We start from the raw sequence: 25,455 nt of genomic DNA, 5'->3' as shown, positions 1-25,455 counted from the left end.
ATTAATGGCACAAGAATATGATTTAGTCATTCTTGGCGGAGGTACAGGTGGTTATGTAGCTGCTATTCGTGCTTCTCAGCTTGGTCTTAAAACAGCGTTAGTAGAAAAAGGAAATCTTGGTGGGACTTGCCTTCATAAAGGTTGTATCCCAAGTAAAGCATTACTAAGAAGTGCAGAAGTGTATGCGACTGCAAAAAATAGTGATGAGTTCGGTATTTCTACTGGTGATGTATCAGTAAACTTTGCAAAAGTGCAAGAAAGAAAAGGTAAAATTGTTGATCAATTGCACAAAGGTGTTCAACATTTAATGAAACAAGGGAAAATTGATGTTTACGATGGTTTCGGACGTATACTAGGACCATCTATCTTCTCACCTACAGCAGGAACGATTTCTGTTGAAATGAACAATGGTGATGAGAATGAAATGCTTGTCCCTAAAAATGTAATTGTGGCAACAGGTTCTCGCCCAAGAACATTACCAGGTCTAGAAGTTGGCGGTAATGTGATGACTTCTGATGAAGCATTATCTATGGAAGAAATCCCTAAATCAATTATTATCGTAGGTGGCGGAGTAATCGGTATTGAGTGGGCGTCTATGCTTGCAGATTTCGGTGCTGAAGTAACTGTTTTAGAATTTGCTGACCGTATTATCCCTACCGAAGATAAGGATGTAAGTAAGGAAATGCAACGCCTACTTAAAAAACGTGGTGTGAATATCGTTACAAAAGCGAAAGTACTTCCTGAAACATTGAAACAAGATGGTGGAGTAACGGTTTCTGCTGAAGTAAAAGGCGAAACACAAGAATTCTCAGCAGAAAAACTGCTAGTTTCTGTTGGGCGCCAAGCGAACACTGAAGGTATTGGCCTTGAGAACACAGATATCCAAGTAGAAAAAGGTAGCATCGTTGTAAACGAACATTACCAAACAAAAGAATCACATATTTATGCAATTGGTGATGTAATTGGTGGCCTTCAACTTGCACATGTTGCTTCACACGAAGGAATTCATGCAGTAGAGCATATTGCAGACCAAAATCCAGAGCCAATGGATTATGATCTTGTCTCTAAATGTATCTATTCTTCACCAGAAGCTGCAAGTGTAGGTATCACAGAAGACCAAGCGAAGGAACAAGGCTATAAAGTAAAAGTCGGTAAATTCATGTTCCGTGCTATTGGTAAAGCACTTGTATTTGGTGAGTCTGATGGATTCGTGAAAATTGTTGCTGATGAAGAAACAGATGACATTTTAGGTGTTCACATGATTGGACCACATGTGACAGATATGATTACAGAAGCAGGTCTTGCAAAAGTATTAGATGCTACACCATGGGAAGTAGCACATACGATTCACCCTCACCCAACTTTATCTGAAGCAATCGGAGAAGCTGCATTAGCAGTAGACGGAAAAGCGATTCACGGATAAGCGTTTCGGGTAATAAAAGTGGACTTCTAGATTTGTTTTTAAAATATCTAGAAGCCTACTTTATAAAGTGGAGAATATAAGAGCGTTCCACGTTCTTCTATATATATTTAGGAGGTTTTGAAATGGGTAAAACTAAAAATCGTCATAAAGCTTTAGGTTTAAGTGATGAGCAAGTATTAGAAATGTATGAAACCATGCTTTTAGCACGCCGTATTGACGAGCGTATGTGGCTTTTAAACCGTGCAGGTAAAATTCCTTTCGTTATTTCATGTCAAGGACAAGAGGCTGCGCAAGTAGGTGCATCTTTTGCATTAGACAGAGAGAAAGATTATGCCCTTCCATATTATCGTGACATGGGCGTTGTTCTTGCATTCGGTATGACTGCGAAAGAATTAATGTTATCAGCATTCGCTAAAGCGGAAGATCCTAACTCAGGTGGCCGTCAAATGCCAGGTCACTTTGGACAAAAGAAAAACCGTATCGTAACAGGTTCTTCTCCAGTTACAACTCAAGTTCCTCACGCAGTAGGTATTGCACTTGCTGGAAAAATGGAAAATAAAGATCTTTGTACATTCGTTACTTTCGGAGAAGGTTCTTCTAACCAAGGAGACTTCCACGAAGGAGCAAACTTTGCAGGTGTTCATAAATTACCAGTTATTTTCATGTGTGAAAATAATAAGTATGCGATCTCTGTACCAATTGAAAAACAATTGGCATGTGAAAAAGTATCAGATCGTGCAATCGGTTACGGTATGCCTGGTGTAACTGTAGATGGTAACGATCCATTAGCAGTGTACCAAGCAGTTAAAGAAGCAGCAGATCGTGGACGTAAAGGTGAAGGCCCTACATTAGTTGAAACGGTTTCTTATCGCTTAACTCCACACTCTTCTGATGATGATGACCGTAGCTACCGTGATCGTGAAGAAGTAGCTGCAGCAAAAGAAAAAGATTCGATTATTACTTTTGCAGCATACTTAAAAGAAATTGGCATCTTTGATGATGAAAAAGAAAAAGAAATGAACGATCGCATTATGAAAATTGTGAATGAAGCAACTGATTATGCTGAAAATGCACCATATGCCGATGCAGAAGATGCATTGAAATATGTGTACGCAGAATAAGTAGGGGGGAATAACACATGGCAGTAATGTCTTATATTGACGCGATCACTTTAGCGATGCGCGAAGAAATGGAAAGAGACCCAAAAGTATTTGTACTAGGAGAAGACGTTGGTCGTAAAGGTGGCGTTTTTAAAGCGACAAACGGCTTATATGAAAAATTTGGTGAAGACCGTGTGCTAGATACACCACTTGCAGAATCTGCAATCGCTGGTGTTGGTGTTGGAGCAGCAATGTACGGTATGCGTCCAATTGCAGAAATGCAATTTGCTGATTTCATCATGCCTGCTGTCAACCAAATTATTTCAGAAGCGGCAAAAGTTCGTTACCGTTCTAATAACGACTGGAGTGCACCAATGGTTATTCGTGCACCATATGGCGGCGGCGTTCACGGTGCCCTTTATCACTCTCAATCAGTAGAAGCTGTATTTGCAAACCAACCAGGTTTAAAAATTGTGATGCCTTCTACTCCATATGATGCAAAAGGACTTTTAAAAGCAGCGATTCGTGATGACGATCCTGTTATGTTCTTTGAGCATAAACGTGCTTACCGTTTAATTAAAGGTGAAGTACCTGAAGATGATTATGTACTACCAATTGGTAAAGCTGATGTGAAACGTGAAGGTGAAGATATTACAATCATCACTTACGGTTTATGCGTACACTTTGCACTTCAAGCAGCAGAAAAACTAGCAAAAGATGGTATCTCTGCTCACATTTTAGACTTACGTACGGTTTATCCATTAGATAAAGAAGCAATTATTGAAGCAGCTTCTAAAACGGGTAAAGTCCTTCTTCTTACAGAAGATACTAAAGAAGGAAGCATTATGGGTGAAGTAGGTTCTATTATTGCTGAGAACTGCCTATTTGACTTAGATGCACCGATTATGCGTCTTGCAGGTCCAGATGTACCAGCAATGCCATATGCACCAACAATGGAGAAATTCTTCATGGTTAACCCGGATAAAGTAGAAAAAGCAATGAGAGAATTAGCTGAATATTAATCAAAAAGTGGCAATGAGAGCGGAAATCCGACTCTTTTTGCCGCATTCTAAATAGATGTGATAAGTAATAAGGAGGTCACTTTAATAATGGCTATCGAACAAATCAAAATGCCTCAATTAGGTGAAAGTGTAACAGAAGGTACAATTAGTAAATGGTTAGTATCTGTTGGTGATAAAGTAAATAAATACGATCCACTTGCAGAAGTAATGACTGATAAAGTAAATGCTGAGGTTCCTTCGTCTTTTGATGGAGTAATCAAAGAATTAATTGCTGAAGAAGATGGCACGTATGAAGTAGGCGAAGTCATTTTAACGATTGAAACTGAAGGCGGAAGCAGTGATGCGCAAGCTACAGAAGGATCATCTGCTCCTGCAAAAGAGGAAGCGCCGAAAGAAGAAGCTAAATCGCAAGCTTCTACACCTGCAGCAGATGCGCCAAAAGCTGGACGTTATTCTCCAGCAGTGCTTAAGCTATCTCAAGAGCACGGAATTGATCTTAGCCAAGTGGCTGGTACAGGAGCTGGCGGAAGAATTACACGTAAAGACTTAAATAAAATTATTGAGTCTGGTAATATCCCAACTGCTGATAATGCACCGAAAGCAGAAGCACCAGCAAAAGCAGAAGCGCCTAAACAAGAAGCACCAAAAGCGGCAGCTTCTAAGCCAGCTAAAGCAGCAGGCACAAATGTACCAGTTGTACCAGGAGATGAAGAAATTCCTGTGACAGGTGTACGTAAAGCAATTGCAGCTAATATGCTTAAGAGCAAACATGAGGCACCTCATGGTTGGACAATGATGGAAGTAGACGTAACAAATCTTGTTGAGTATCGTAACTCAATTAAAGGTGAGTTCAAGAAAAAAGAAGGCTTTAACCTTACTTTCTTCGCTTTCTTCGTAAAAGCAGTAGCTCAAGCACTTAAAGAATATCCACAAATCAATTCTATGTGGGCTGGCGATAAAATTGTACGTAAAAAAGATATTAACTTAAATATTGCTGTAGCAACACAAGATGCTCTTTACACGCCTGTAATTAAAAATGCTGATGAAAAAACAATCAAAGGCATTGCGCGTGAAATTGGTGAGCTAGCTGGTAAAGTACGTGCAGGTAAATTAACAGGTGCTGATATGTCTGGTGGTACTTTCACTGTAAATAATACTGGTTCATTCGGTTCTGTTCAATCAATGGGTATCATCAACCACCCACAAGCAGCTATTCTTCAAGTGGAATCAATCGTTAAACGTCCGGTTGTAATGGATAACGGTATGATTGCTGTTCGTGACATGGTTAACCTTTGTATGTCTCTTGACCACCGTGTTCTAGACGGATTAGTATGTGGTCAATTCATGCAACGTGTAAGAGAAATTCTTGAAAATACTTCTAAAGAAAACACTTCTGTATACTAAGAAGTAATCGTAAGAAATGAGAGGCGAGCTGCCTCTCATTTTTTTATGAAAATAACCTCATAAAACTCACCCCAAGATAAAAATGATGGATTTCTACAAAAGATTGCAGCTTTTTCCTATCTATAATACAATAAAAATATGATTTATTAGAATTTTATTAATGTTTTGATCGCTATGATGAGGGGAGGTCCTGTCTTTTTTAGACAGATATTTTATGAACTTAAATAAAATGAGAAATGAGACATTTGCAAAGCCGACTTTAAACGATTGGCAGGAGAAAGCAAAGGAATCATTAAAAGGTGGGTCCATCGATCGTTTATCAACAGTTACTTATGAAGGGATTAAACTGAAACCGCTTTATTCACGAGAAGATCTACCTTCACCCATTCAACATACACTTCCAGGAAGTTCAGATTTCCGTCGAGGGTATAGCTCTTCAGGTTATCTTGAAGAAGAATGGTACATATCGCAACGGCTTTCTTCTACATCGGCAAAAGAAGTGAAAAGACAATTATTAGAGGAATTAAATAAAGGGCAATCAGCAGTTTCATTGAACCCGGATCTCTACAAGCTTTCAGAAGTCGAAGAGATTGTTGAAGGTTTAGAAGAATATCCATTATGTTTGATGACGGAAAATTCTTTACTAGATTTATACAAGACGATTGGTCAGCAAAATTGGAAAGGGTTTATTGGGAAAGATCCATTAGCCAGTTTAATGAAAGCTAGTAAAGGTTACGATCATGATTGGTTAGAAGCAATTGTACAGGCGAAGAAGTCTTCGCCTCAGCTAAAAACCATTTTAATTCAAACGACCATTTATCATGAATTGGGTGCAAATGCGGTTCAAGAATTAGCAATTGCTATTGCTTCTGCTGTTTCTCATATTGAGCGCTTGCTCAGCGAAGACTTCTCTATAGAAGAAATAGTGGATAAGGTCGTGTTTCACTTTGCCATTGGCGCCCATTTCTTTACGGAAATCAGTAAACTAAGAGCGGCAAAAATCCTATGGTATAAAGTTTTAGAAGCATACGGGCTAAATGAGGAGAATATGAACATGACGATTTCTGCTCAAACTTCCCCATATACGAAAACATTGTACGACCCTTATGTCAATCTTTTACGGGCAGGGAATGAGGCTTTTGCGGCTATATTAGGTGGGATCAATTATTTACACGTTTCACCATTTGATGAGCCTAGTGAAGATTCCTCTCTTACAGCGAATCGAATTGCTCGAAATACACAGTTGATTTTAAGAGAAGAAGCGCATTTGAATAAAGTAGTTGATCCAGCAGGAGGGTCTTATTATATTGAATCAATGACGAATCAAATTGCTGAAAGAGCTTGGGATTTATTTTTAGCAATAGAAGATCAAGGTGGTATGGAAGTTGCCATCGAAACAGCCTGGATCCAAGAACAAATTACGCATGTGCAAAAAAAGCGGCTTTCAGACATTTTCACGCGTAAACAAAGTATAATTGGCACGAACAAATATGCAAATTTAGATGAATTACCGTTGAAGAATGCAGTGACGCTAGGCAACCGTTTATCCATTCCATATGAAAAATTGCGCTATCAAGTAGAAACGATGAAGGCGAATGGCGTGGATACTCAGGTGGGTTTATTATGTCTTGGAGATTTAAAAAAGCATAAGGCGCGCATGGATTTTGTAACCGGTTTTTTAGCTCCAGGTGGGATTCGCTCTCATATTATTTCAATTATGCATACAGAGAACTTAAAGGAACAAATAGAAAATAATCCTTTCTCTCATTACGTGATTTGTGGAGCAAACGATCAATATGATGACAGTCTCTTAACTGCTGCGAAGATAATAATGGCAGAGAAACAAAGAAAATTTAAACTATATTTGGCTGGTCAACCTACAGTTGAGGAACAGAAGCGTTGGAAAGAAGCGGGAGTCACCGAGTTTTTCCATATGAAAAGTGATTGCTACCATATTCTAAGCACCATTGTGGAAGATTGGGAGGGCGAAGTGAAATGACCAAACCTGATTTTACGAAAGTGAAATTATTTAATGAAAGTAACCAAGCACAACAACATGATATAAACATACATGGTGATGTGTTTGAAACAAATGAAAGTATAAATATTAAATCGGTTTATTCGCATAATGATCTAACGTCGATGGAACACCTAGATGATATGCCAGGAATGGCACCTTACACACGCGGACCCTATCCAACGATGTATGTCAATCGACCTTGGACTGTTAGACAATATGCTGGGTTTTCAACAGCGGAGGAAAGCAATGCATTCTATCGTCGTAATTTAGCGATGGGGCAAAAAGGGCTTTCAGTAGCTTTTGATCTTGCCACACATCGTGGCTATGATTCTGACCATCCGCGAGTGGTTGGCGATGTCGGAAAAGCAGGCGTAGCTATTGATAGTATTTTAGATATGAAAGTATTATTCGATGGCATTCCTTTAGACCAAATGTCAGTCTCCATGACAATGAATGGAGCAGTTTTACCGATCATGGCGTTTTATATCGTCACGGCTGAAGAACAGGGCGTGAGCCAGGAAAAGCTTGCGGGGACGATTCAAAACGATATCCTCAAAGAGTATATGGTGAGAAATACATATATTTATCCACCAGAAATGTCAATGAAAATCATTGCAGACATATTTGAATATACTTCTCATTATATGCCTAAATTTAATAGTATCAGTATATCGGGTTATCATATGCAAGAAGCAGGCGCGCCTGCAGATATAGAATTAGCATACACGCTCGCGGATGGACTTGAATATGTGCGCACAGGGATGAAAGCAGGGATTGATATTGATTCCTTCGCCCCTAGATTATCCTTTTTTTGGGCCATTGGGATGAACTACTTTATGGAAGTGGCAAAGATGAGAGCGGCTAGGCTTATTTGGGCGAAGATGATGAAAACCTTTGCACCTAAAAACCCGAAATCCATGGCGTTAAGAACACACTCGCAAACTTCCGGCTGGAGCTTAACAGAACAAGATCCATACAATAATGTGACAAGAACTTTGATAGAAGCGCATGCAGCGGCGATGGGACATACCCAATCACTACATACAAATGCACTGGATGAAGCGATTGCCTTACCAACCGATTTCTCAGCAAGAATCGCACGGAATACACAGTTGTTTTTGCAAGAGGAAACAGGAATAACCAATGTAATCGATCCTTGGGGCGGTTCCTATTATGTAGAAAGTCTAACAAATGAGTTGGTAGAGAAAGCTTGGTCACATATTGAGGAAATTGAAGAACTTGGTGGAATGGCTAAAGCGATTGAGACAGGGTTACCAAAAATGAGGATTGAGGAAGCGGCTGCAAGAAGGCAGGCACAGATAGATTCGAATAAAGAAACAATCATTGGTGTGAATAAATACCGTCTTGAGCAGGAGGAACCGCTAGATATTCTAAATATTGATAATACCGCAGTTCGGTTAAAGCAAATAGAACGTCTAGAGCATTTAAGAGCGACAAGAGATGAAGATAAGGTACAAGAAGCACTTGCAGCTATTACGAGAGCAGCTGAGACAGGTGAAGGAAATCTCTTAGCCTTAGCCGTTCAGGCTGCAAGGGTGCGGGCATCATTAGGAGAAATTTCTGATAGCATTGAATTAGTTGCCAAACGACATAAAGCGATGATCCGCTCTATTAGTGGGGTATATAGTTCCCATTTTTCTAATGAAGAGGAAATGAATGAAGTAAAGGCACTGGCTGATGAGTTTTTAGAAAATGAGGGGAGAAGACCTCGTATTTTAATAGCAAAAATGGGACAAGATGGACATGACAGAGGAGCGAAAGTCATTTCTACAGCCTTTGCAGATTTGGGATTTGATGTGGACATCGGGCCATTATTTCAAACGCCAGAAGAAACAGCGATACAGGCAGTGGAAAATGATGTGCATGTGGTTGGGTTTAGTTCTCTTGCTGCCGGTCATAAAACATTGTTACCACAATTAGTAGCTGAGTTAAAAAAGCTAGGGCGTGAAGATATTTTAGTCGTAGTAGGTGGTGTAATTCCACCTCAAGATTATGAATATTTGCTCTCCAATGGCGCATCTGCTATTTTTGGTCCAGGAACAGTCATTCCAGTGGCTGCACAAAAAGTAATAAGAGAAATCTATCATCGTCTAGGGTATGAGGAAGTGGCGAATGAACATGGACATATATAAGAAGCGTGGAGGGCCTTCTGAACAAGTTTTTACAGATTCTACGCGGGATGAATCCTCTCTAACAAGAGGAAGGTCATTTAGAAAGAAAAAAGAAACACCACCTCCAATTGATGATTTGGAAAGAGGCTTGTTAGCGGGTGACAGAAGTGCGCTTGCCCGTGCGATTACATTAATTGAAAGTAATGCCGAGGATCATTTTCAAGCAGCTCAAGAGTTGTTACACAGAGTTTTGCCACACGCAAATCAATCTATACGTATTGGTATAACTGGGGTACCTGGTGCAGGAAAAAGTACTTTTATTGAATCTTTTGGTTCATTTCTATGTGATGAGATAGGTGCAAAAGTAGCTGTATTGGCTGTTGACCCTAGTTCAAAATTAAGTGGTGGCAGTATTCTTGGAGATAAAACGAGAATGGAGCAACTTGCTAGAAATCCGCATGCATTTATTCGTCCATCGCCCACATCAGGAAAGCTAGGTGGTGTCCATCGTAAAACAAGAGAAACGATGATTTTATGTGAAGCCGCTGGTTTTGATGTCATCATAGTTGAAACGGTCGGCGTTGGCCAAAGCGAAGTGATTGTACGCGATATGGTTGACTTTTTCATGCTCCTTGTTTTAACAGGAGCTGGTGACGAACTGCAAGGAATGAAAAAGGGCATTATGGAGTTGGCAGACACGGTTATCGTTAATAAAGCAGATGGAGAAAATAAATATGCAGCCCAAAAAACGAGAGCTGAATATGAAAAGATTCTTCATTTCCTTCAACCTGCAACGAAAGGATGGCCATCTAAGGCTTATGTATGTTCCTCTCTGTATGAAGAAGGTATAAAAGAAGTGTGGCAAGTGATTCAACAATTTATCGTAAATACACAAGCATCAGGTGTCTTCGAACAGAGAAGAAGGGAACAAGCGAAAGAATGGCTTTATTCCATGATCACAGATCAACTTCATTATCGTTTTTTTGGTTCACCTATCGTGAAAGAAATGTTGCCTAAGATAGAAAATGATGTGATTGCAGGTAACCGAACCGTTACATCGGTTGTCGAGGAACTTTTTAGGCGCTATACAAAAGAATAAAAAAAGCTGCCCCTTCACCGTGATAGGGGCAGTTCTAGTATATATAAGCCTGCTTTACTAGCAGGAACACCCAGGGGGAGGGTTATATAGTGTATATTACCCCAAAGTTTTTCATTTAAAACTAAAAGATAAAAGTTTCTATACTGTAAAAAAACTCACGACCTTGGTATGATATAATTATACGTAAATGAATAAAACGTATGAAGGACAATAGATCCTAATTATTCTTTAGGGGGAATGAAATGATGAGTATGGATTTTAATTTGTTTATGAATGATGTTGTGCAACAAGCTCGTAAAGAAATCGTTCATGCAGGATATACAGAGTTAAGAACAGCAGAAGATGTGAAAGAAGCCTTAAATAAAAAAGGAACAACGCTCGTAATGGTTAACTCTGTTTGTGGGTGTGCAGGAGGAATTGCTCGTCCGGCCGCAGCACATTCTATTCATTATGATAAGCGTCCAGATCATTTAGTAACAGTATTTGCTGGTCAAGATAAAGAAGCGACTGCTGAGGCACGTTCTTATTTCACAGGTTTCCCACCATCTTCACCTTCTTTTGCTTTGTTAAAAGATGGAGAAATTATTACAATGGTTGAACGCCATGATATTGAGGGACACGATCCAATGGCAGTTGTTCAAAAGCTTCAAGCATCATTCGAAGAACATTGTGAAGAAGTATAAAATAATCATTCTATCATTGAAAGAATAGCCGTTTCGTACGGTTATTTTTTTTGCATTTCACAGGGGATTTTTCCTTTGTTTTTTTAGAGAGAAATAAAAACTAGTAAATTTTCCTTTTCATATACAATTCCTTCCTTTATACTGTAAAATAGTTAGAAAAATCAAATAAATATTGCGAAAATATAATTATGCAAATATATCATTGCATATTCATACAAATGTGTTAAAATACATCTAGATGAATAAATATTAATTGATTAGAAACGAAATTTATTTTCATACTATATAATTTTAGGAGGAAAGATTGTGAAAAGACAATGGATACTTTTAAGTGCGTTATTAGTATTAATTGCAGGATTTTTAGCTGCATGTGGATCAGGTGAAGAAGCGGCTAGTGATAACGATAAAAAAACATTAGTAATGGGTACGTCTGCTGATTATCCACCATTTGAATATATTGATACAGCACAAGGAGAAGAGATTATTGGGATTGATGCTGATATCGCTAAAGCAGTGACTGAAAAGCTAGGGTACAATTTAGAAATTAAAGATATGGATTTTGGTGGACTGATTCAAGCGCTTAACTCTGAACAAGTTGATTTTGTTGCATCAGCAATGTCTGCGACGGATGATAGAAAAAAGAATGTTGACTTCACTGAAATCTATTATACTTCTAAACATATGATTATCTCCAAAGAAGGTAGCGGTATTGAATCAGCTGAAGATTTAGAAGGAAAAACTGTCGGTGTACAATTAGGTTCTATTCAAGAGACAAAAGCAAATGATTTAGCTAAAGAAATAGATATGAAGGTTGAAAGTCGAAATCGTATTCCTGAAATCATTCAAGAGATTAAAGCAGGTCGCTTTGAAGCAGCCATTATTGAAGATACAGTTGCACAAGGGTTCCTTGAAAAAGAGAAAGATTTAGCTGGTGTCACGATTGAGGATGCTGACGGTGGTTATGCAATTGCTTTACCAAAAGGTAGTGAGTTAACAGAAGAATTTAATAAAGCCTTACAAGAAATGATTGATAACGGGGAAATTGAGGACATTATCACAAAGTGGTTCTCTGAACAATAAACCTAAATCAACGTTCAGAGGGGAAACACCTTCTGGGCGTTTTTCCCTTCAATGGGTGAAGCAAATGAATTCAAAATATTAATGACTGAGAGGAATGGCAATATATATGAATTTAGATTTTACCTCTGTCCTCCCTTCTCTACCTTTCATTTTACAAGGGCTCGGTGTCACATTACAGATTGTTTGTTTAGCGGGTATTTTAGGGTTTTTATTAGGAATTATCCTTTCTTTATGTAAGATTAGTAAAATTAAGCTATTAAACTGGCTAGCCAATGCTTATACTTCCGTTTTTAGAGGTACGCCATTAATTCTACAATTGATGATTATTTATTTTGGCTCACCACAAGTACTTGGGTTCCAAATAGAGGGTGTAACGGCTGCCATTATCGGATTTGCATTGAACTCGGCCGCTTATATTTCTGAGATTATTCGTGCGGGCATACAAGCAATTGATAAAGGACAGCAAGAAGCAGCAATGGCTTTAGGCGTTCCGTATCGTCCGACAATGGTAAATATTATTCTTCCCCAAGCAATGAAGAACATTTTACCAGCGCTAATGAATGAATTCATTACATTAACGAAAGAGTCCGCCCTCGTAACGACAATTGGGGTAATGGATGTGATGAGACGGGCGTACCAAGTAGGAGCGAACCAGTATCAATTTATGGAACCACTTCTTCTTGCCGGAATCATTTACTATATTCTAGTAACGATCCTTACATTCTTAGGTAAATTAGTTGAAGGGCGGTTGAGATCCAATGATTAAAGTGGAAAAATTGCATAAATCCTTTGGGAAGAATGAAGTGCTTAAAGGTATTTCAACGCAGATTAATAATGGTGAAGTTGTCGCTATTATTGGTCCATCTGGATCTGGTAAATCAACTTTTTTACGTTGTATTAATAAATTGGAAGAGCCGACGGACGGGAAGATATGGATTAAAGGTGCGGATATTACTGATCGGCAAACAGATATATTAAAAGTTCGACAGAATGTAGGGATGGTGTTTCAACATTTCCACTTATTTCCACATATGACTGTATTGGAGAATTTAACCTATGCGCCGTTAAAGGTGAAGAAAACAACAAAATCAGAAGCGGAAAATACCGCTATGGATTTACTAGAAAAAGTCGGATTAGCTGTAAAAGCACAGGAGTATCCTAGCAAATTATCAGGTGGTCAAAAGCAGCGGGTAGCGATTGCCCGCGCGCTTGCGATGAATCCAGAAATTATGCTGTTTGATGAGCCAACCTCAGCACTGGATCCTGAAATGGTAAAAGAAGTGTTAGATGTAATGAAAACGCTCGCTCATTCAGGTATGACAATGGCTATTGTTACACATGAAATGGGGTTTGCGCGTGAGGTGGCGGATCGAGTGTTATTTCTAGACGGTGGCGTGCTTGTAGAAGATGCCCCGCCTAACGAATTTTTTTCCCATCCTAAGTCTTCGCGTGCACAAGATTTCTTACAAAAAGTGCTATAAAATGGAAAAGAACTGTCTAGGGCTGTCGAGATTATTTAATCTCGACAGCCTATTTTCATTTAACTTCAACTACTTCTAGTAAATTTAGTGCAATACAAGCACTTTCAACGCAACTGAGTTGAACGATTGGAATATGATTTTTCAATTCGAAGTTTGCCTTATTAAAACCTATAGCTTCTTCTTAAACATGATAATTTATTGATTGATACGTAAAAAATCCATTCGTGCTATATAGGAATCATTGAAAAGTTCTAAGCAATGGTTTGCTGATAGCGCAGTTTAAGAAGCGTTCCTCAGCATTTATGCAAATCAAACTTTGAAGTAATAATATATACAGACACCTAATCATTTTTGATAAATATACTACAGTGTTATAAATAAAATATTAGGAGTAATGTCTATGTTTTATCATATAAAGGAATTACAATACCATGCAAAACCAGAAAGACCTGATCCAATCTTCGCTCGACAACTGCAAGAAGTAATTGGAGGGCAGTTTGGAGAAATATCTGTTGCACTACAATATCTCTTTCAAGGTTGGAACGTTCGAGGAAATGGGAAATATAAAGATTTATTAATGGATACTGGGGCTGAGGAGTTAGCACATATAGAGATGTTAGCCACAATGGTTGCTCGCTTATTAGATGGAGCACCAGTAGGAGACTTAGAAACAGCTGCTAAAGATCCTATTATTGGGGCTATTCTAGGGGGAATGAATCCTCAGCATGCCATTGTCTCGGGATTAGGTGCAATGCCAGCTGATAGTAACGGAAAAAAATGGACAGCAGATTATATTATTGCTAGTGGTAATTTACTTGCTGATTTTAGAGCGAATTTAAATGCGGAATCACAAGGAAGGTTACAAGTTGCGCGTTTATATGCTGCGACAAATGATAAAGGTGTGAAAGATATGCTCTCTTGGCTTCTTGCTAGGGATACTATGCATCAAAATCAATGGCTTGCAGCTATTAAAGAATTGGAAGAAAAAGAAAATGTCGTTGTACCAAGTACCTTTCCGAGAGAACTTGAAAAACAAGAAGTCTCTTATACCTTATTTAATTTTTCAGAAGGGAATGAAAGTGCAGAAGGAAGATGGGCACATGGACCGAGTATGGATAAGCTAGGTACATTCAACTATGTGGAAAACCCTGTCCCTCTTGCAAAAAAACCGAAATTAAAACCTGCACCAGATTATATATTTAATACTCCACCATCAGTAATAAGGGGGAGAGATGATCAAATACCACCTAGTTTATATTAAGCTCTTTGCTCTTAGAGGTTTTAAACAAGAAGTCTCTTTGAGAAAGATTCCCAAGTAATAGTAAAGCGTCTTTATTGTCATATTTTTGCCGATAAAGGCCTTTTTCCTTTTTATTTCTTATTTTTTTATTATTAGAATGTGATTATTGTATAATAATAAGACATATCATGTTAGATGGTGCGATATTCTTTTGTATTTTTGGTTAGTGTGTTATAATCAATTGTTTTGCGGGGCTTTGGAGATTAGAGAAGAAATAAAAGCAAAAAATCACTAAAGTAGATAAGCAAGAACGCTACGTACTTGATGCTCTAGCATGATGAACATACGAGGAGTAATAAGATGAAATTCAGAATAGGCTATAGGACAGTGAAAACGGCAGTCGGAGCAACACTTGCTATTATGATTGCACAAATGCTTGGTTTGGAAAACTATGTCTCTGCCGGTATTTTAACGATTTTATGTGTGAAGGTGACAAAAAAAGATTCCTTGCGTGCTTCATGGGATCGGGTATTCGCGTGTTTCATTGCCATATTTGTTGCGTCTCTACTCTTTGAAATACTCGCCTATCATCCATTAGTCATTGGAATCGTCTTACTTGTGTTTATTCCATTAGCGGTGATGTTCAAAGCTAGCGATGGAATTGTAACAAGTTCCGTTATTATTCTACATATTTATTCAGCTGAACAAGTGACACTGGGACTGATTTTAAATGAGATAGGTATTATTATTATTGGGGTCGGAATCGCGTTATTAGCCAATTTATACATGCCTAGCCTTGACGTAAAATTAAAGGAATACCAGGTGGAAATTGAGCAAAATTTCAAACTGATTTTTGATGAAATTGTCATTTATTTACGAACAAATGAAAGTACTTGGGATGGTAAGGAAATCACCGAGACGTATCAATTAATTGAAGAAGCAAAAGCGTTAGCATTCAGAGAAGTGGAGAACCATGTATTAAGAAACGAGAGTCTCTATTATAGTTATTTCAAAATGAGAGAGAAACAATTTGAGATCATTGAGCATGTGTTGCCAGTAGTGACGGCAATTGACGAAAATGTTGAGCAGGCAGAGATGATAGCTGATTTTATTGAGGATTTATCCGAACACATCCATCCAGGAAATACGGCCAGTCTCTTTATCGATAAGTTACACCAAATGCGGGCCCAATTCGCTGAAATGTCATTGCCACAGACAAGAGAAGAATTTGAAGCGCGTGCAGATTTGCTTTATTTTATCAAAGAAATGGAAGAATACCTCTTCATTAAAAGTCAATTTGCGGGATTAAAAGGAAGTAAGAGCTTGTATCAAAATACGGTCACGGGAGAACAATAAGAGAAAAAGGATGTGATTCTATTGCTAAAAGTAATGAGTCATCTTTTTCTAATATTAATGTTTTCTCCCCTTTGGCCCATTGGACCAAACCCATTACCGGGGGATCCTTTTGTGATTGTAAATAAGCGCACAAATGAGCTAACTTTCATCGATAATAGAGAGATTCAACAGGTTGTTCATGTTGCTACTGGAAAGACGGATAGCTTAACGCCAGAGGGCATGTTTACAGTTGTAGTAAAAGCGGAAAATCCTTATTATCGAAAAAAAGATATTCCAGGCGGGAAGAAAAATAACCCGTTAGGTACACGCTGGATTGGCTTTGATGCGAAAGAGACAGATGGTAGGATTTATGGCATTCATGGCACTAATGACCCGGAGTCGATTGGTCACTATGTTTCTAATGGCTGTATTCGCCTAAAGAATGATCATGTTGAGGCTTTATTTGATAGAATTCCTATTGGAACGAAAATTTTAATTGTTTCAACTGATAAATCAACTGAGCAATTAGCAAAAAAATATGACGTGTTATAAAAGGACGGCTCAACATTCGGAATTTCCGAGTGCTGAGCCGTCCTTTTTTTGTTAAGTTACAACTGTTTCATGCTTTTCTTAATTTATATTAGAAGAACATCGTTAGCCCCATTAAAAGTGTCGATGCGAGCATAACGAAAATCATTAAATAGACTATGATTTTCATTGTTTTTTTCGGCAATTTCTTTCACCCTCTCTTTGAGTGGTATTCTTCTTTATTTTACTAGGATTTTCTCATTTGAACAACAGAGAGTTATTTTTCTTGTATATTCGACATATTCGTGGAAAATTATTATAATTATATATAGTTAGAAAATAATGATATTTACAAACATAACATAGGGGGGATTTCGTTGGTCAAAAAAATTGATCATATTGGTATCGCTGTTCGATCATTAGCGCAATCATTACCTTTTTATACGGAAACATTGCAATTACCTTTGTTAGGAATAGAAGAAGTGAAGAGTGAAGGCATTAAAGTAGCTTTTATACAAATTGGGGAGTCGAAACTTGAGTTATTAGAGCCACAAACAGATGAAAGCGCTGTAGCGAAGTTTATTGCCAAAAGAGGAGAAGGTCTTCATCATGTGGCATTGGGCGTCCATTCTATTCAAGAGAGAATCGAAGAAATGAAAGCAAAAGGCATTCAAATGATTCAAGATAAACCAAAAATGGGTGCAGGAGGAGCGAGTGTAGCCTTCATGCATCCTAAATCAACTGGCAGTGTTTTATATGAATTATGTGAAAAGAAGGGAATGACAAGCTAATGGCAGACATCTATGAAAAAATCAATGAACTTTATGATCGTAGAAGAGAAGTAGAGCTTGGTGGCGGGGACGAAAGAATTGAAAAACAGCATGAAAAAGGAAAACTAACAGCAAGAGAAAGAATTGCTTTATTAGTCGATGCTGGTACATTTGTGGAATTAAACCCGTTCATTGAACATCGTAGCAATGATTTTGGCTTAGATAAGCAAAAAGGTCCTGGTGATGGGGTTATTACTGGTTATGGAAAAGTAAACGGGCGTCCAATCTTTCTTTTCTCACAGGACTTTACCGTTTTTGGTGGGGCACTAGGGGAAATGCATGCAAAAAAAATTGTGAATGTTATGGACTTAGCTGCAGAGAACGGAGCCCCGTTTATTGGCTTAAATGATTCTGGTGGTGCCCGTATTCAAGAGGGTGTCGTATCTTTAGATGGTTATGGACAGATTTTTTATAGAAATTCAATTTATTCTGGTGTCATCCCACAAATATCGGTTATTTTAGGTCCATGTGCAGGAGGAGCTGTCTATTCGCCAGCTATTACCGACTTTGTTTTTATGGTCGAGAAAACGAGCCAAATGTTCATTACAGGGCCAAAAGTAATTGAGACCGTTACTGGGGAAAAAATCACGGCAGAAGATTTAGGTGGAGCAAACGTACATAATACGATTAGTGGCAATGCCCACTTTAAAGGAAAGACAGAAGAAGAGGTAATTGCGCAAGTTCGGGATTTATTAAGTTATCTCCCGCAAAACAATGAAGAGCGCCCACCAAGAAAAGAAGATGAATCAACAAATGATTATCGACCGGATTTGACGGATATCATTCCATTTGATGCAATTAGACCTTATGATGTTCGTAAAGTAATCGATCAAGTGGTGGATGCTGATTCATTCTTAGAAGTGCAGCCGGATTTTGCCAAAAATATTGTAGTTGGCTTAGCGAGGATAAAGGGCGAGTCTATTGGACTTGTATGTAATCAACCTAAAGTAATGGCTGGCGGGTTAGATATTGATTCATCTGACAAAGCAGCCCGCTTTATTCGTTTCTGTGACTCATTCAATATCCCATTAGTTACATTTGAGGACGTAACCGGCTTCTTTCCTGGGATTAAGCAAGAACATGGGGGAATTATTCGTCATGGTGCAAAAATTCTTTATGCCTATTCAGAAGCAACGGTACCTAAGTTAACCGTCATACTCCGAAAAGCGTTTGGAGGGGCTTATGTAGCGCTGAATAGTAAATCTATTGGAGCAGATTTGGTTTTTGCTTGGCCAAACGCTGAAGTGGCTGTAATGGGTCCTCAAGGGGCAGCCAATATTATTTTTGCTAAGGAAATTGCCACGAGTGAACATCCTGAGCAAACAAGAGCGCAAAAAATAGAAGAGTATCGTGAAAAATTTGCCAACCCATATGTCGCAGCCAGTCGTGGTATGGTCGATGATGTCATCGATCCAAGAGAAACAAGAATTAAAATTATCCAGGCATTAGATATGTTAAAAAATAAAAAGGAAACACGTCCGTTTAAAAAGCATGGAAATATGCCTTTATAGAACGATAGTAGACAAATTTTATGATAAAACATTGTTTATTTGCTGATAAGTTTCGTTAGGAGTATACTTAATAGTGTTGAAGAGAACTATTAAAAGTATAATAAGGCTCGTGAAATTTGGAGGTTATTGACGGATGATTAATGAAGAAAGACTGTTAAATGAGTTTTTAGAACTTGTGCAAATTGATTCTGAAACAAAGGATGAAGCACAGATTGCTAAAGTATTAAAAAAGAAATTCCGTGATATCGGTGTAGAAGTATTTGAAGATGATACGACTGCAGTGACAGGACATGGAGCGGGCAATTTAATTTGTACACTTCAAGGGAATAAAGAAGGTGTTGACCCTATTTATTTCACTTCTCATATGGATACGGTAGTACCTGGGAACGGTGTCAAACCCTCAATTCAGGATGGTTATGTCGTAACAGATGGCACTACAATTTTAGGTGCCGATGATAAGACGGGATTAGCGGTAATGCTTGAAATCGTCAAGGTGCTAAAAGAGCAAAATATTTCTCACGGTACAATCCAATTTATTATTACAGTCGGTGAAGAATCTGGACTAGTTGGTGCAAAGGCATTGGATTCTTCTCTTATTCAAGCAAAATTTGGCTACGCTCTTGATAGCGATGGAAAAGTAGGTAATATTATTGTTGCTGCTCCTACACAAGCGAAGGTGAGAGCAACAATGATTGGCAAAACAGCACATGCTGGTGTGGCGCCAGAAAAAGGTATTTCTGCAATTACGATGGCATCAAAAGCAATTTCTAAAATGCCTTTAGGTAGAATTGATGAAGAAACAACAGCCAATATTGGTCGCTTTGAAGGCGGAAAACAAACAAATATCGTATGTGATCATGTCGACGTTCTAGCCGAAGCTCGCTCTCTCATTGCTGAAAAAATGGAAGCGCAAGTCGAGAAAATGAAAGCAGCATTTGAAAGTGCAGCAGAAGAAATGGGTGGCAGAGCAGAAGTTAATATTGAAGTGATGTACCCAGGATTCAAATTTGCAGACGGTGACCATGTTGTCGAAGTTGCTAAAAAGGCAGCGGAAAAAATAGGGCGTACACCGGAATTGTTGCATAGCGGTGGCGGTAGTGATGCCAACATTATTGCTGGATTTGATATTCCTACAGTAAACTTGGCTGTTGGATATGAAGAAATTCACACAACGAACGAAAGAATGTCTATCGAAGAGCTCAATAAACTAGCAGAAATGGTTATAGCAATTATTGAGGAAGTAGCTGCTTAAATCCATGTGATAGCGCAGAGCTCCACTCAGTAAGAATAACTTGAAAGCCGCAGCGCACATTTTAATTTATGCGCTGCGGCTTTCTTTTGTGGTTTAAAAATCATTCATAGAGTGGTTTTGTGAACATGAATGAGCAGTTTCGCGCAAAAAAATCACTAGAAAAGCAGCTGAAATTGCGGTTATATATCCCCGTAGTACCTATTTGTACATTCTTAAACAACCAAAAATGGACTTCGTGAGATTGACTAAATGATTTTCGCCCGATAGTGTAAGGGAACCTGCAGTATCTTATCAAAGAGATAATTCTTAAGTAGGTAAATAGTCCTTATTCCCCACTCTTCTTTTTTACAAAATATATGATATATTTTTACTATGAACAAAAGAAGGAGTGAATCTTTTGGATAAATATATTGTGTTTCGATGTAGGCAGGAAGAGTATGCGATTACTATTGATAAAGTCATTGCTATAGAACGAGCAGAAGGTTTTACATCTGTGCCGCAACTTCCACATTATGTGAAAGGTATGATACGTTCTCGAGGACAGCTTGTCCCGGTTCTTGATATCGAAATGATATTTTATAATCAAGCTATTGAAGAAAGTGAAGATAAAAGAATCATCATCATTCAAGGGGAAGAATTTGAATACGGTTTACTTGTTGCGGAAACGAAAGAGATTATTGATATAGCAGAAGAGCGTATTGAAAAGCCAGGACTTCTTTTACATATTCGTCTCGACTACTTAAAAGGGATTGCCAATTTAAAGAATAGATTAATTACAATTATTGATAGTCATTGCTTCTTGACCTCATTGGATGGGACTGTTTCCATTGCTGAATATATAACAGACTCTAAGGAAGCAGAGGCGGCTTTATAATCTATTTGCTATAATGGAGGGACAAACCTAAAGGATGTGCTTTTAGTGAAATCAATGTATCCTAAAGCAGGCCGAGTGATTTTACATGTTGATATGAATAGTTTTTATGCATCTGTCGAAATGGCCTATGATCAGACATTAAAGGGGAAGCCTATTGCTATTGCTGGAAATCCTGAGGAGCGTAGAGGGATTATTGTTACTTGTAGCTATGAAGCAAGAAGATTTGGGGTAAAAACAACGATGCCATTGTGGGAAGCGAAAAGGTTATGTCCGCATTTAATTATTTTACGCCCTAATTTTGAAAGGTATCGAGCAGCGTCTATTGGTATGTTTGAAGTGCTGAATCATTATTCAGATCTTGTAGAACCTGTCTCTATTGATGAAGGATATATGGATATTACTGCTAGCGAACGGTTTGGCACACCTATTGAAGTGGCTTCAATTATTCAAAACCGTATAAAAGAGCAGTTAGATTTACCATGTAGTATTGGCATTGCACCAAATAAATTTTTAGCCAAAATGGCTTCTGATATGAAGAAGCCTCTTGGTATTACAATTTTAAGAAAACGGGATGTCCCTAGTAAATTGTGGCCTCTTCCTGTAAAAGAAATGCATGGTGTGGGTCAGAAGACAAGTGAGAAGCTTGAGAGTATGCGTATTTATACGATTGGTGATTTAGCCAAAGCAGACGCGTTCATGATAAAATCTTCATTAGGCGTGAATGGTGAGCGTTTAAAAGATCGAGCAAATGGCATAGATGCACGTCCAGTTGACCCAGCGGCTGCAGAGGAATTTAAAAGTATCGGTAACTCAACGACACTCCCGCGGGATATGAGTAAGCAGAAAGAACTTTTTGAAGTGTTGAATCACCTTGCTTTTAAAGTGTCTACGAGGCTAAAACGAAAAAAAGTTTATGCTACTGGTATTAGTGTGATGATCCGTTATAAAAATCGCCATACGATTACGAGGAGCAAAAAAATCGGTTTTGCGATTCAGTCAGTCGAAGAAATCTATGATCAGGCACAGCGTCTCTTTATGAAGCATTGGAGTGGTGATGCTGTGAGGTTGCTTGGGGTAACTGGTACGGACCTTGTCGAAAAAGGACAAGCTGTGAAACAATTAGATTTATTTCATTATGAAGAAGATGCCAAAAAAGAGCCTCTTTACCAAACCATTGAAAGTTTGAGAAAAAAGTACGGCCCATCGATTGTTGATCAGGCAGCGTCTCTTGAGGCTATACAAAAGAAAAAAGCAAATATCGGTACATCAACAAGCTTTAATAAAGATTTTTTACAGCAATTAAAAAAAGAGAAAGAATGAGCGAAAACATGTACACCACAAACTATTTTGGGTATTCGGATTTTATGGTGGAAAAGGGCTTATAAGTCACCCTTTTCCAATTTATTAATAAGTGTGGAAAAGTCAACACCATAGTTGCCTGTTATGACGTGGTCTGTTACTTCATCCCAATTGAAAATATCGTATAACATAGCCTTGTTAAAGCACTTGAATTAAATCTTGGCTTACGTTTCTTTTATGAAGGTTCTCATTAAATATCTTGGCTCGTAACGCTTCAAATGAATAGCCGTTACCCATAATGCTATTTATGGACTTTGTATAAGCGTTAGTGAGTTTTTTAAAAGTAATTGAATACATGAAACTTATCTACAACTACTTTAGCCTGTGGTGGTAAGATTATATTTACTGCATCTTTGTAAAGCTTCCATATATCCATTGTGACATGAACTATGAAAAACTTATATAAAAAAAATTCCGTTTCCTACGAGAAACACCAAGATTGACGAAGAACATGCCAAGTATGAATGACATGATTATTATATAGAATCCCATTTTATTCATTGTTTTTGAGAGTAATTATTCGTTCATGACGATTGGCTACATCTAAATCATGAGTCACTGTAATGATAGTAGTATTAAATTCTTTATTCATATCAAATAGTAGATTGATAATTTTATTTTTATTTTCTAAATCTAAAGATGCAGTTGGCTCATCTGATAAAATTATTTGGGGATTCATAATTACAGCCCTAGCAAAAACAGCTCTAGATCGCTGACCCCCAGAACAATCAAGTGGTTTTTTTTTCAAAATGGACTCTATCCCAATTTTATTAGTAATCCGTTTAAATCGCTCTTGTACAGTTAGGTCTTTTTCAACGTTACCATACATAAGCGGCAGTTTAATATTGTCCTCTATGGTTAAAGAATTAATAAGCGAGGACTCTTGGAGAACAAAACCAATTTTTTGATTACGCCACTCAGCTAGTTTATTTCGGGATAAATCATTAACAGGTGAATCAAAAAGCTTATAATTCCCTTGATAGTCTGTATCAAGTAGACCAAGAATATTAAGCAAAGAAGTTTTTCCAACTCCAGACTCTCCTATAATAGAAAGTCTTTCCCCAGGTTTTACTTCCAAATCAAAGTTATTTAGAATAGAAAAATCTTTCTTCTTGAATGTTTTTTTCTGGATTTCTAGCTTAATTATACTATTCATTGTAACACCCCTACGGATATCGGAATACTTTTGATTTTTTTTATCGTAAGTTCAACAATCACAAATGCAATAATAACATCTATAAAAAGAACAATAAGTAAAGCCATCCAATCCATACTTATTAAACCAAGTATTCCGTAAGTAGCAAAAGTTGAATCGTTTCTTAACCAAGAGCTGTATCTATTATAAGCGGTGATCACAGATACTATGACTAGAATAATAGAGAACAACATTGCAAAATAGCTATAGAAAATTGCTCTTAGTTTTGAATAACTTAATCCAACTAATAAATTGATTGTAAAATCTCTTATCATTAATCGAACACTCACTAAATTATTCCATATAGCTAGACCTACAATGATTATAGTTAAAATAAGGGTGATAGTACAGATGATTATTAATGAATTTAAATAATAATCTTCAAAGAACTCAAAGTTTTCTTGTTGATTAAAAAAGTTAAATTCTAAACCTAGATTTTCCTTGATATTTTCTCTTAAATTCATTGCTTCTTCTTTTGTAGAATCAAGAAGTATAAGATCCATTAAACCATTAACGTGTAGGTCAAGACCCGCATTTTGAATAAATTCTTTATTAATAGGTAGAAAAATTGAGAAGTTATGATAATTCTTTGAGTTGGGAGCATAAAAATTAGAACTTTGAGCATTCTTCTTCAAAACTCCTTGAACTTTTAAATTAACTAGTTGTTGGGTCACAGGATCCGTAATCTCAATATTTGATCCTACAGGATATGTTTTGGCTAAACCTGCACCTATTAAAACAGGTATGTCATCTTTATTAAATTTATAATTGAAGTTTAAGTGGTCTCCTTGAGATAATTCCAATTGATTTATCTTATAAGCCTCTTCATCGATATAATTAAAAGGAACTTCCATCTGATGTTCATTAGGCAATAAAGTAACAAAACCATCGACCCGCAGAGCATAAGTGTAATTGTTGTTTAAGTATTCATATACTTTTTGTGTATCTTCAATCTTAATTCTATTAAAATCAGCTTCACTATCTGGATCTAGATTAGCAATAATAGTCCCTTCTTGATTCAGTCTTTCCATTTCTTCATAGCCTTGAAAAGTTGATATAACTGAACGAACAGTAGTAAAAGAAAGATAATTGGCTAACAAAAGCAATGTTATCATACCCAAAACAAGTAACGGTCTTTTTAAAAATATTTTAAGTATAAAAAAACGTAAAATTCTCATTCTTTTTCCACCTTACCTGCACTAATTAATATATATATAATAAAAATAAAAACTAAGTAGAGATTACTGGTTATATTCAACTCTAAATAGAAGTTTAATAAGAGTGATAGTAAAAAACTAAACACTAATATAGCTAGACTATTCAAGATATACCGAATCACAACATTTACCATAGTATCTCCTACAAGTATTCGGCAGGATATTTCTGTTTTCTTACGATTTAAAAATTGATAGTGAAATACTATCATAACAAATGTAAGAAAAATATTTATTAAAAGCTGATACTCTATAATACTTTCTAAAAAAGACTCTAAAATATAAGAATCTCCTAAATCCAAAGTTTGTACATAAATAAATATTAAATTTGTAGAAAAACAGATTAGATAGATAGCAAACGCCTCAATAACGTCGATAAATCTAAATAAAGAATATTTCATAAACTACTCCTATGTAATTAAATCATTTAATTTAATAATCACATTGTTCATTTTTGATAGTCAATATCACTTCGGTATTCTAGAGTATCGCCGGGTTGACAGTCAAACGCCTTACAAATAGCTTCTAAAGTGATAATCGAATTGCTGTTGCTATTCCATTTTTCAAAATAGAAATGTTGCCATAGTGATTCCGACTCTTTCGGATAGTTCTGTTACACTCATTTTTCTTTTCGCTAATATCACATCAATATTGATTATAATTGCCAATGCTT

23 protein-coding genes and 2 pseudogenes are annotated in these 25,455 nt (G+C 37.3%); 19 read left to right on the top strand and 6 right to left on the bottom strand.

The window, feature by feature from the left end:
• The first annotated feature begins 4 nt into the window (after positions 1 to 4).
• The 14 genes from lpdA (at position 5) to MHH73_RS14755 (ending at position 16,571) form a co-directional block, all read left to right on the top strand.
• Positions 5 to 1,423, top strand: coding sequence for a dihydrolipoyl dehydrogenase (gene lpdA / locus MHH73_RS14820; RefSeq protein WP_191810640.1), 1,419 nt, complete (start codon positions 5 to 7; stop codon positions 1,421 to 1,423).
• 122 nt (positions 1,424 to 1,545) lie between these two features.
• Complete coding sequence (locus tag MHH73_RS14815) at positions 1,546 to 2,544, top strand: thiamine pyrophosphate-dependent dehydrogenase E1 component subunit alpha (protein ID WP_191810642.1); 999 nt, start codon at positions 1,546 to 1,548, stop codon at positions 2,542 to 2,544.
• Positions 2,545 to 2,561: 17 nt separating this feature from the next.
• A complete protein-coding gene (locus MHH73_RS14810) occupies positions 2,562 to 3,545 on the top strand; it encodes an alpha-ketoacid dehydrogenase subunit beta (protein WP_191810644.1) in 984 nt (327 codons plus the stop codon).
• Positions 3,546 to 3,632: 87 nt separating this feature from the next.
• Positions 3,633 to 4,949, top strand: coding sequence for a dihydrolipoamide acetyltransferase family protein (locus MHH73_RS14805; protein ID WP_341067802.1), 1,317 nt, complete (start codon positions 3,633 to 3,635; stop codon positions 4,947 to 4,949).
• A 214-nt stretch (positions 4,950 to 5,163) separates the two neighbouring features.
• A complete protein-coding gene (locus MHH73_RS14800) occupies positions 5,164 to 6,948 on the top strand; it encodes a methylmalonyl-CoA mutase subunit beta (RefSeq protein ID WP_341067801.1) in 1,785 nt (594 codons plus the stop codon).
• A complete protein-coding gene (gene scpA / locus MHH73_RS14795) occupies positions 6,945 to 9,122 on the top strand; it encodes a methylmalonyl-CoA mutase (RefSeq protein WP_191810650.1) in 2,178 nt (725 codons plus the stop codon). The genes MHH73_RS14800 and scpA overlap by 4 nt, the downstream gene beginning before the upstream one ends.
• Positions 9,109 to 10,200, top strand: coding sequence for a methylmalonyl Co-A mutase-associated GTPase MeaB (gene meaB, locus MHH73_RS14790; RefSeq protein WP_341069793.1), 1,092 nt, complete (start codon positions 9,109 to 9,111; stop codon positions 10,198 to 10,200). The genes scpA and meaB overlap by 14 nt, the downstream gene beginning before the upstream one ends.
• Positions 10,201 to 10,445: 245 nt before the next feature.
• Entirely contained in the window at positions 10,446 to 10,883 is a 438-nt protein-coding gene (locus MHH73_RS14785) for a BrxA/BrxB family bacilliredoxin (RefSeq protein ID WP_191811354.1), read from the top strand.
• A 306-nt stretch (positions 10,884 to 11,189) separates the two neighbouring features.
• Positions 11,190 to 11,963, top strand: coding sequence for a transporter substrate-binding domain-containing protein (locus MHH73_RS14780; RefSeq protein WP_341067797.1), 774 nt, complete (start codon positions 11,190 to 11,192; stop codon positions 11,961 to 11,963).
• Between the two features lie 106 nt (positions 11,964 to 12,069).
• The gene (locus tag MHH73_RS14775) at positions 12,070 to 12,729 is read left to right on the top strand and encodes an amino acid ABC transporter permease (RefSeq protein WP_191810656.1); all 660 of its coding nucleotides are present in this window, start codon (positions 12,070 to 12,072) and stop codon (positions 12,727 to 12,729) included.
• On the top strand, positions 12,722 to 13,444 hold the full coding sequence (locus MHH73_RS14770) for an amino acid ABC transporter ATP-binding protein (protein WP_191810658.1): 723 nt from the start codon (positions 12,722 to 12,724) through the stop codon (positions 13,442 to 13,444). The genes MHH73_RS14775 and MHH73_RS14770 overlap by 8 nt, the downstream gene beginning before the upstream one ends.
• Positions 13,445 to 13,844: 400 nt before the next feature.
• Positions 13,845 to 14,705 carry a manganese catalase family protein gene (locus MHH73_RS14765; RefSeq protein ID WP_191810660.1) on the top strand — a complete coding sequence of 287 codons (861 nt, stop codon included), beginning with the start codon at positions 13,845 to 13,847 and terminating at the stop codon, positions 14,703 to 14,705.
• 339 nt (positions 14,706 to 15,044) lie between these two features.
• Positions 15,045 to 16,040: an aromatic acid exporter family protein gene (locus MHH73_RS14760; RefSeq protein WP_191810662.1), complete on the top strand. Its 996-nt coding sequence runs from the start codon at positions 15,045 to 15,047 to the stop codon at positions 16,038 to 16,040.
• Between the two features lie 33 nt (positions 16,041 to 16,073).
• Complete coding sequence (locus MHH73_RS14755) at positions 16,074 to 16,571, top strand: L,D-transpeptidase (RefSeq protein WP_191811356.1); 498 nt, start codon at positions 16,074 to 16,076, stop codon at positions 16,569 to 16,571.
• A gap of 88 nt (positions 16,572 to 16,659) precedes the next feature.
• Here the strand turns inward: MHH73_RS14755 and prli42 are convergent, their stop codons facing one another.
• A complete protein-coding gene (gene prli42 / locus MHH73_RS14750) occupies positions 16,660 to 16,737 on the bottom strand; it encodes a stressosome-associated protein Prli42 (RefSeq protein WP_218971988.1) in 78 nt (25 codons plus the stop codon).
• Between the two features lie 187 nt (positions 16,738 to 16,924).
• Here prli42 and mce point away from each other — a divergent pair, with 187 nt between their 5' ends.
• The 5 genes from mce (at position 16,925) to MHH73_RS14725 (ending at position 22,334) form a co-directional block, all read left to right on the top strand.
• A complete protein-coding gene (gene mce, locus MHH73_RS14745; RefSeq protein WP_191810664.1) occupies positions 16,925 to 17,338 on the top strand; it encodes a methylmalonyl-CoA epimerase in 414 nt (137 codons plus the stop codon).
• Positions 17,338 to 18,888 (top strand): acyl-CoA carboxylase subunit beta, encoded by a 1,551-nt coding sequence (locus MHH73_RS14740; protein WP_191810666.1) that lies wholly within the window; start codon positions 17,338 to 17,340, stop codon positions 18,886 to 18,888. Before mce ends, MHH73_RS14740 begins: the two co-directional genes overlap by 1 nt.
• 133 nt (positions 18,889 to 19,021) lie before the next feature.
• A complete protein-coding gene (locus MHH73_RS14735) occupies positions 19,022 to 20,140 on the top strand; it encodes a M20/M25/M40 family metallo-hydrolase (RefSeq protein ID WP_191810667.1) in 1,119 nt (372 codons plus the stop codon).
• A 397-nt stretch (positions 20,141 to 20,537) separates the two neighbouring features.
• Positions 20,538 to 21,014, top strand: coding sequence for a chemotaxis protein CheW (locus MHH73_RS14730; RefSeq protein ID WP_191810669.1), 477 nt, complete (start codon positions 20,538 to 20,540; stop codon positions 21,012 to 21,014).
• Positions 21,015 to 21,059: 45 nt separating this feature from the next.
• A complete protein-coding gene (locus tag MHH73_RS14725; protein ID WP_341067787.1) occupies positions 21,060 to 22,334 on the top strand; it encodes a DNA polymerase IV in 1,275 nt (424 codons plus the stop codon).
• A gap of 59 nt (positions 22,335 to 22,393) precedes the next feature.
• Here MHH73_RS14725 and MHH73_RS14720 read toward each other — a convergent pair.
• The 5 genes and pseudogenes from MHH73_RS14720 to MHH73_RS14700 all read right to left on the bottom strand — a co-directional run.
• Positions 22,394 to 22,731: pseudogene (locus MHH73_RS14720) on the bottom strand (ISL3 family transposase); the annotation flags it as partial.
• A 135-nt stretch (positions 22,732 to 22,866) separates the two neighbouring features.
• Positions 22,867 to 23,529, bottom strand: coding sequence for an ABC transporter ATP-binding protein (locus MHH73_RS14715; RefSeq protein WP_341067784.1), 663 nt, complete (start codon positions 23,527 to 23,529; stop codon positions 22,867 to 22,869).
• Positions 23,526 to 24,746, bottom strand: coding sequence for a peptide ABC transporter permease (locus MHH73_RS14710; protein ID WP_341067782.1), 1,221 nt, complete (start codon positions 24,744 to 24,746; stop codon positions 23,526 to 23,528). The genes MHH73_RS14715 and MHH73_RS14710 overlap by 4 nt, the downstream gene beginning before the upstream one ends.
• Positions 24,743 to 25,183, bottom strand: coding sequence for a hypothetical protein (locus MHH73_RS14705; protein WP_341067780.1), 441 nt, complete (start codon positions 25,181 to 25,183; stop codon positions 24,743 to 24,745). The genes MHH73_RS14710 and MHH73_RS14705 overlap by 4 nt, the downstream gene beginning before the upstream one ends.
• Positions 25,184 to 25,230: 47 nt before the next feature.
• Positions 25,231 to 25,450 (bottom strand): annotated as a pseudogene (locus MHH73_RS14700) (helix-turn-helix domain-containing protein).
• Positions 25,451 to 25,455 lie beyond the last annotated feature (5 nt).

Origin of the sequence: Cytobacillus sp. FSL K6-0265 (assembly GCF_038003465.1) — a bacterium.
Classification (GTDB): domain Bacteria; phylum Bacillota; class Bacilli; order Bacillales; family Cytobacillaceae; genus Cytobacillus; species Cytobacillus stercorigallinarum.
This window is presented reverse-complemented; position numbering and strand designations above follow the sequence as displayed.

Coding starts and splice junctions, on each gene's coding strand:
- lpdA (WP_191810640.1), top strand. CDS start 5: ATGGCACAAGAATATGATTTAGTCATTCTTGGCGGAGGTACAGGTGGT.
- MHH73_RS14815 (WP_191810642.1), top strand. CDS start 1,546: ATGGGTAAAACTAAAAATCGTCATAAAGCTTTAGGTTTAAGTGATGAG.
- MHH73_RS14810 (WP_191810644.1), top strand. CDS start 2,562: ATGGCAGTAATGTCTTATATTGACGCGATCACTTTAGCGATGCGCGAA.
- MHH73_RS14805 (WP_341067802.1), top strand. CDS start 3,633: ATGGCTATCGAACAAATCAAAATGCCTCAATTAGGTGAAAGTGTAACA.
- MHH73_RS14800 (WP_341067801.1), top strand. CDS start 5,164: ATGAACTTAAATAAAATGAGAAATGAGACATTTGCAAAGCCGACTTTA.
- scpA (WP_191810650.1), top strand. CDS start 6,945: ATGACCAAACCTGATTTTACGAAAGTGAAATTATTTAATGAAAGTAAC.
- meaB (WP_341069793.1), top strand. CDS start 9,109: ATGGACATATATAAGAAGCGTGGAGGGCCTTCTGAACAAGTTTTTACA.
- MHH73_RS14785 (WP_191811354.1), top strand. CDS start 10,446: ATGAGTATGGATTTTAATTTGTTTATGAATGATGTTGTGCAACAAGCT.
- MHH73_RS14775 (WP_191810656.1), top strand. CDS start 12,070: ATGAATTTAGATTTTACCTCTGTCCTCCCTTCTCTACCTTTCATTTTA.
- MHH73_RS14770 (WP_191810658.1), top strand. CDS start 12,722: ATGATTAAAGTGGAAAAATTGCATAAATCCTTTGGGAAGAATGAAGTG.
- MHH73_RS14765 (WP_191810660.1), top strand. CDS start 13,845: ATGTTTTATCATATAAAGGAATTACAATACCATGCAAAACCAGAAAGA.
- MHH73_RS14760 (WP_191810662.1), top strand. CDS start 15,045: ATGAAATTCAGAATAGGCTATAGGACAGTGAAAACGGCAGTCGGAGCA.
- MHH73_RS14755 (WP_191811356.1), top strand. CDS start 16,074: ATGAGTCATCTTTTTCTAATATTAATGTTTTCTCCCCTTTGGCCCATT.
- prli42 (WP_218971988.1), bottom strand. CDS start 16,737: ATGAAAATCATAGTCTATTTAATGATTTTCGTTATGCTCGCATCGACA.
- MHH73_RS14740 (WP_191810666.1), top strand. CDS start 17,338: ATGGCAGACATCTATGAAAAAATCAATGAACTTTATGATCGTAGAAGA.
- MHH73_RS14735 (WP_191810667.1), top strand. CDS start 19,022: ATGATTAATGAAGAAAGACTGTTAAATGAGTTTTTAGAACTTGTGCAA.
- MHH73_RS14715 (WP_341067784.1), bottom strand. CDS start 23,529: ATGAATAGTATAATTAAGCTAGAAATCCAGAAAAAAACATTCAAGAAG.
- MHH73_RS14710 (WP_341067782.1), bottom strand. CDS start 24,746: ATGAGAATTTTACGTTTTTTTATACTTAAAATATTTTTAAAAAGACCG.
- MHH73_RS14705 (WP_341067780.1), bottom strand. CDS start 25,183: ATGAAATATTCTTTATTTAGATTTATCGACGTTATTGAGGCGTTTGCT.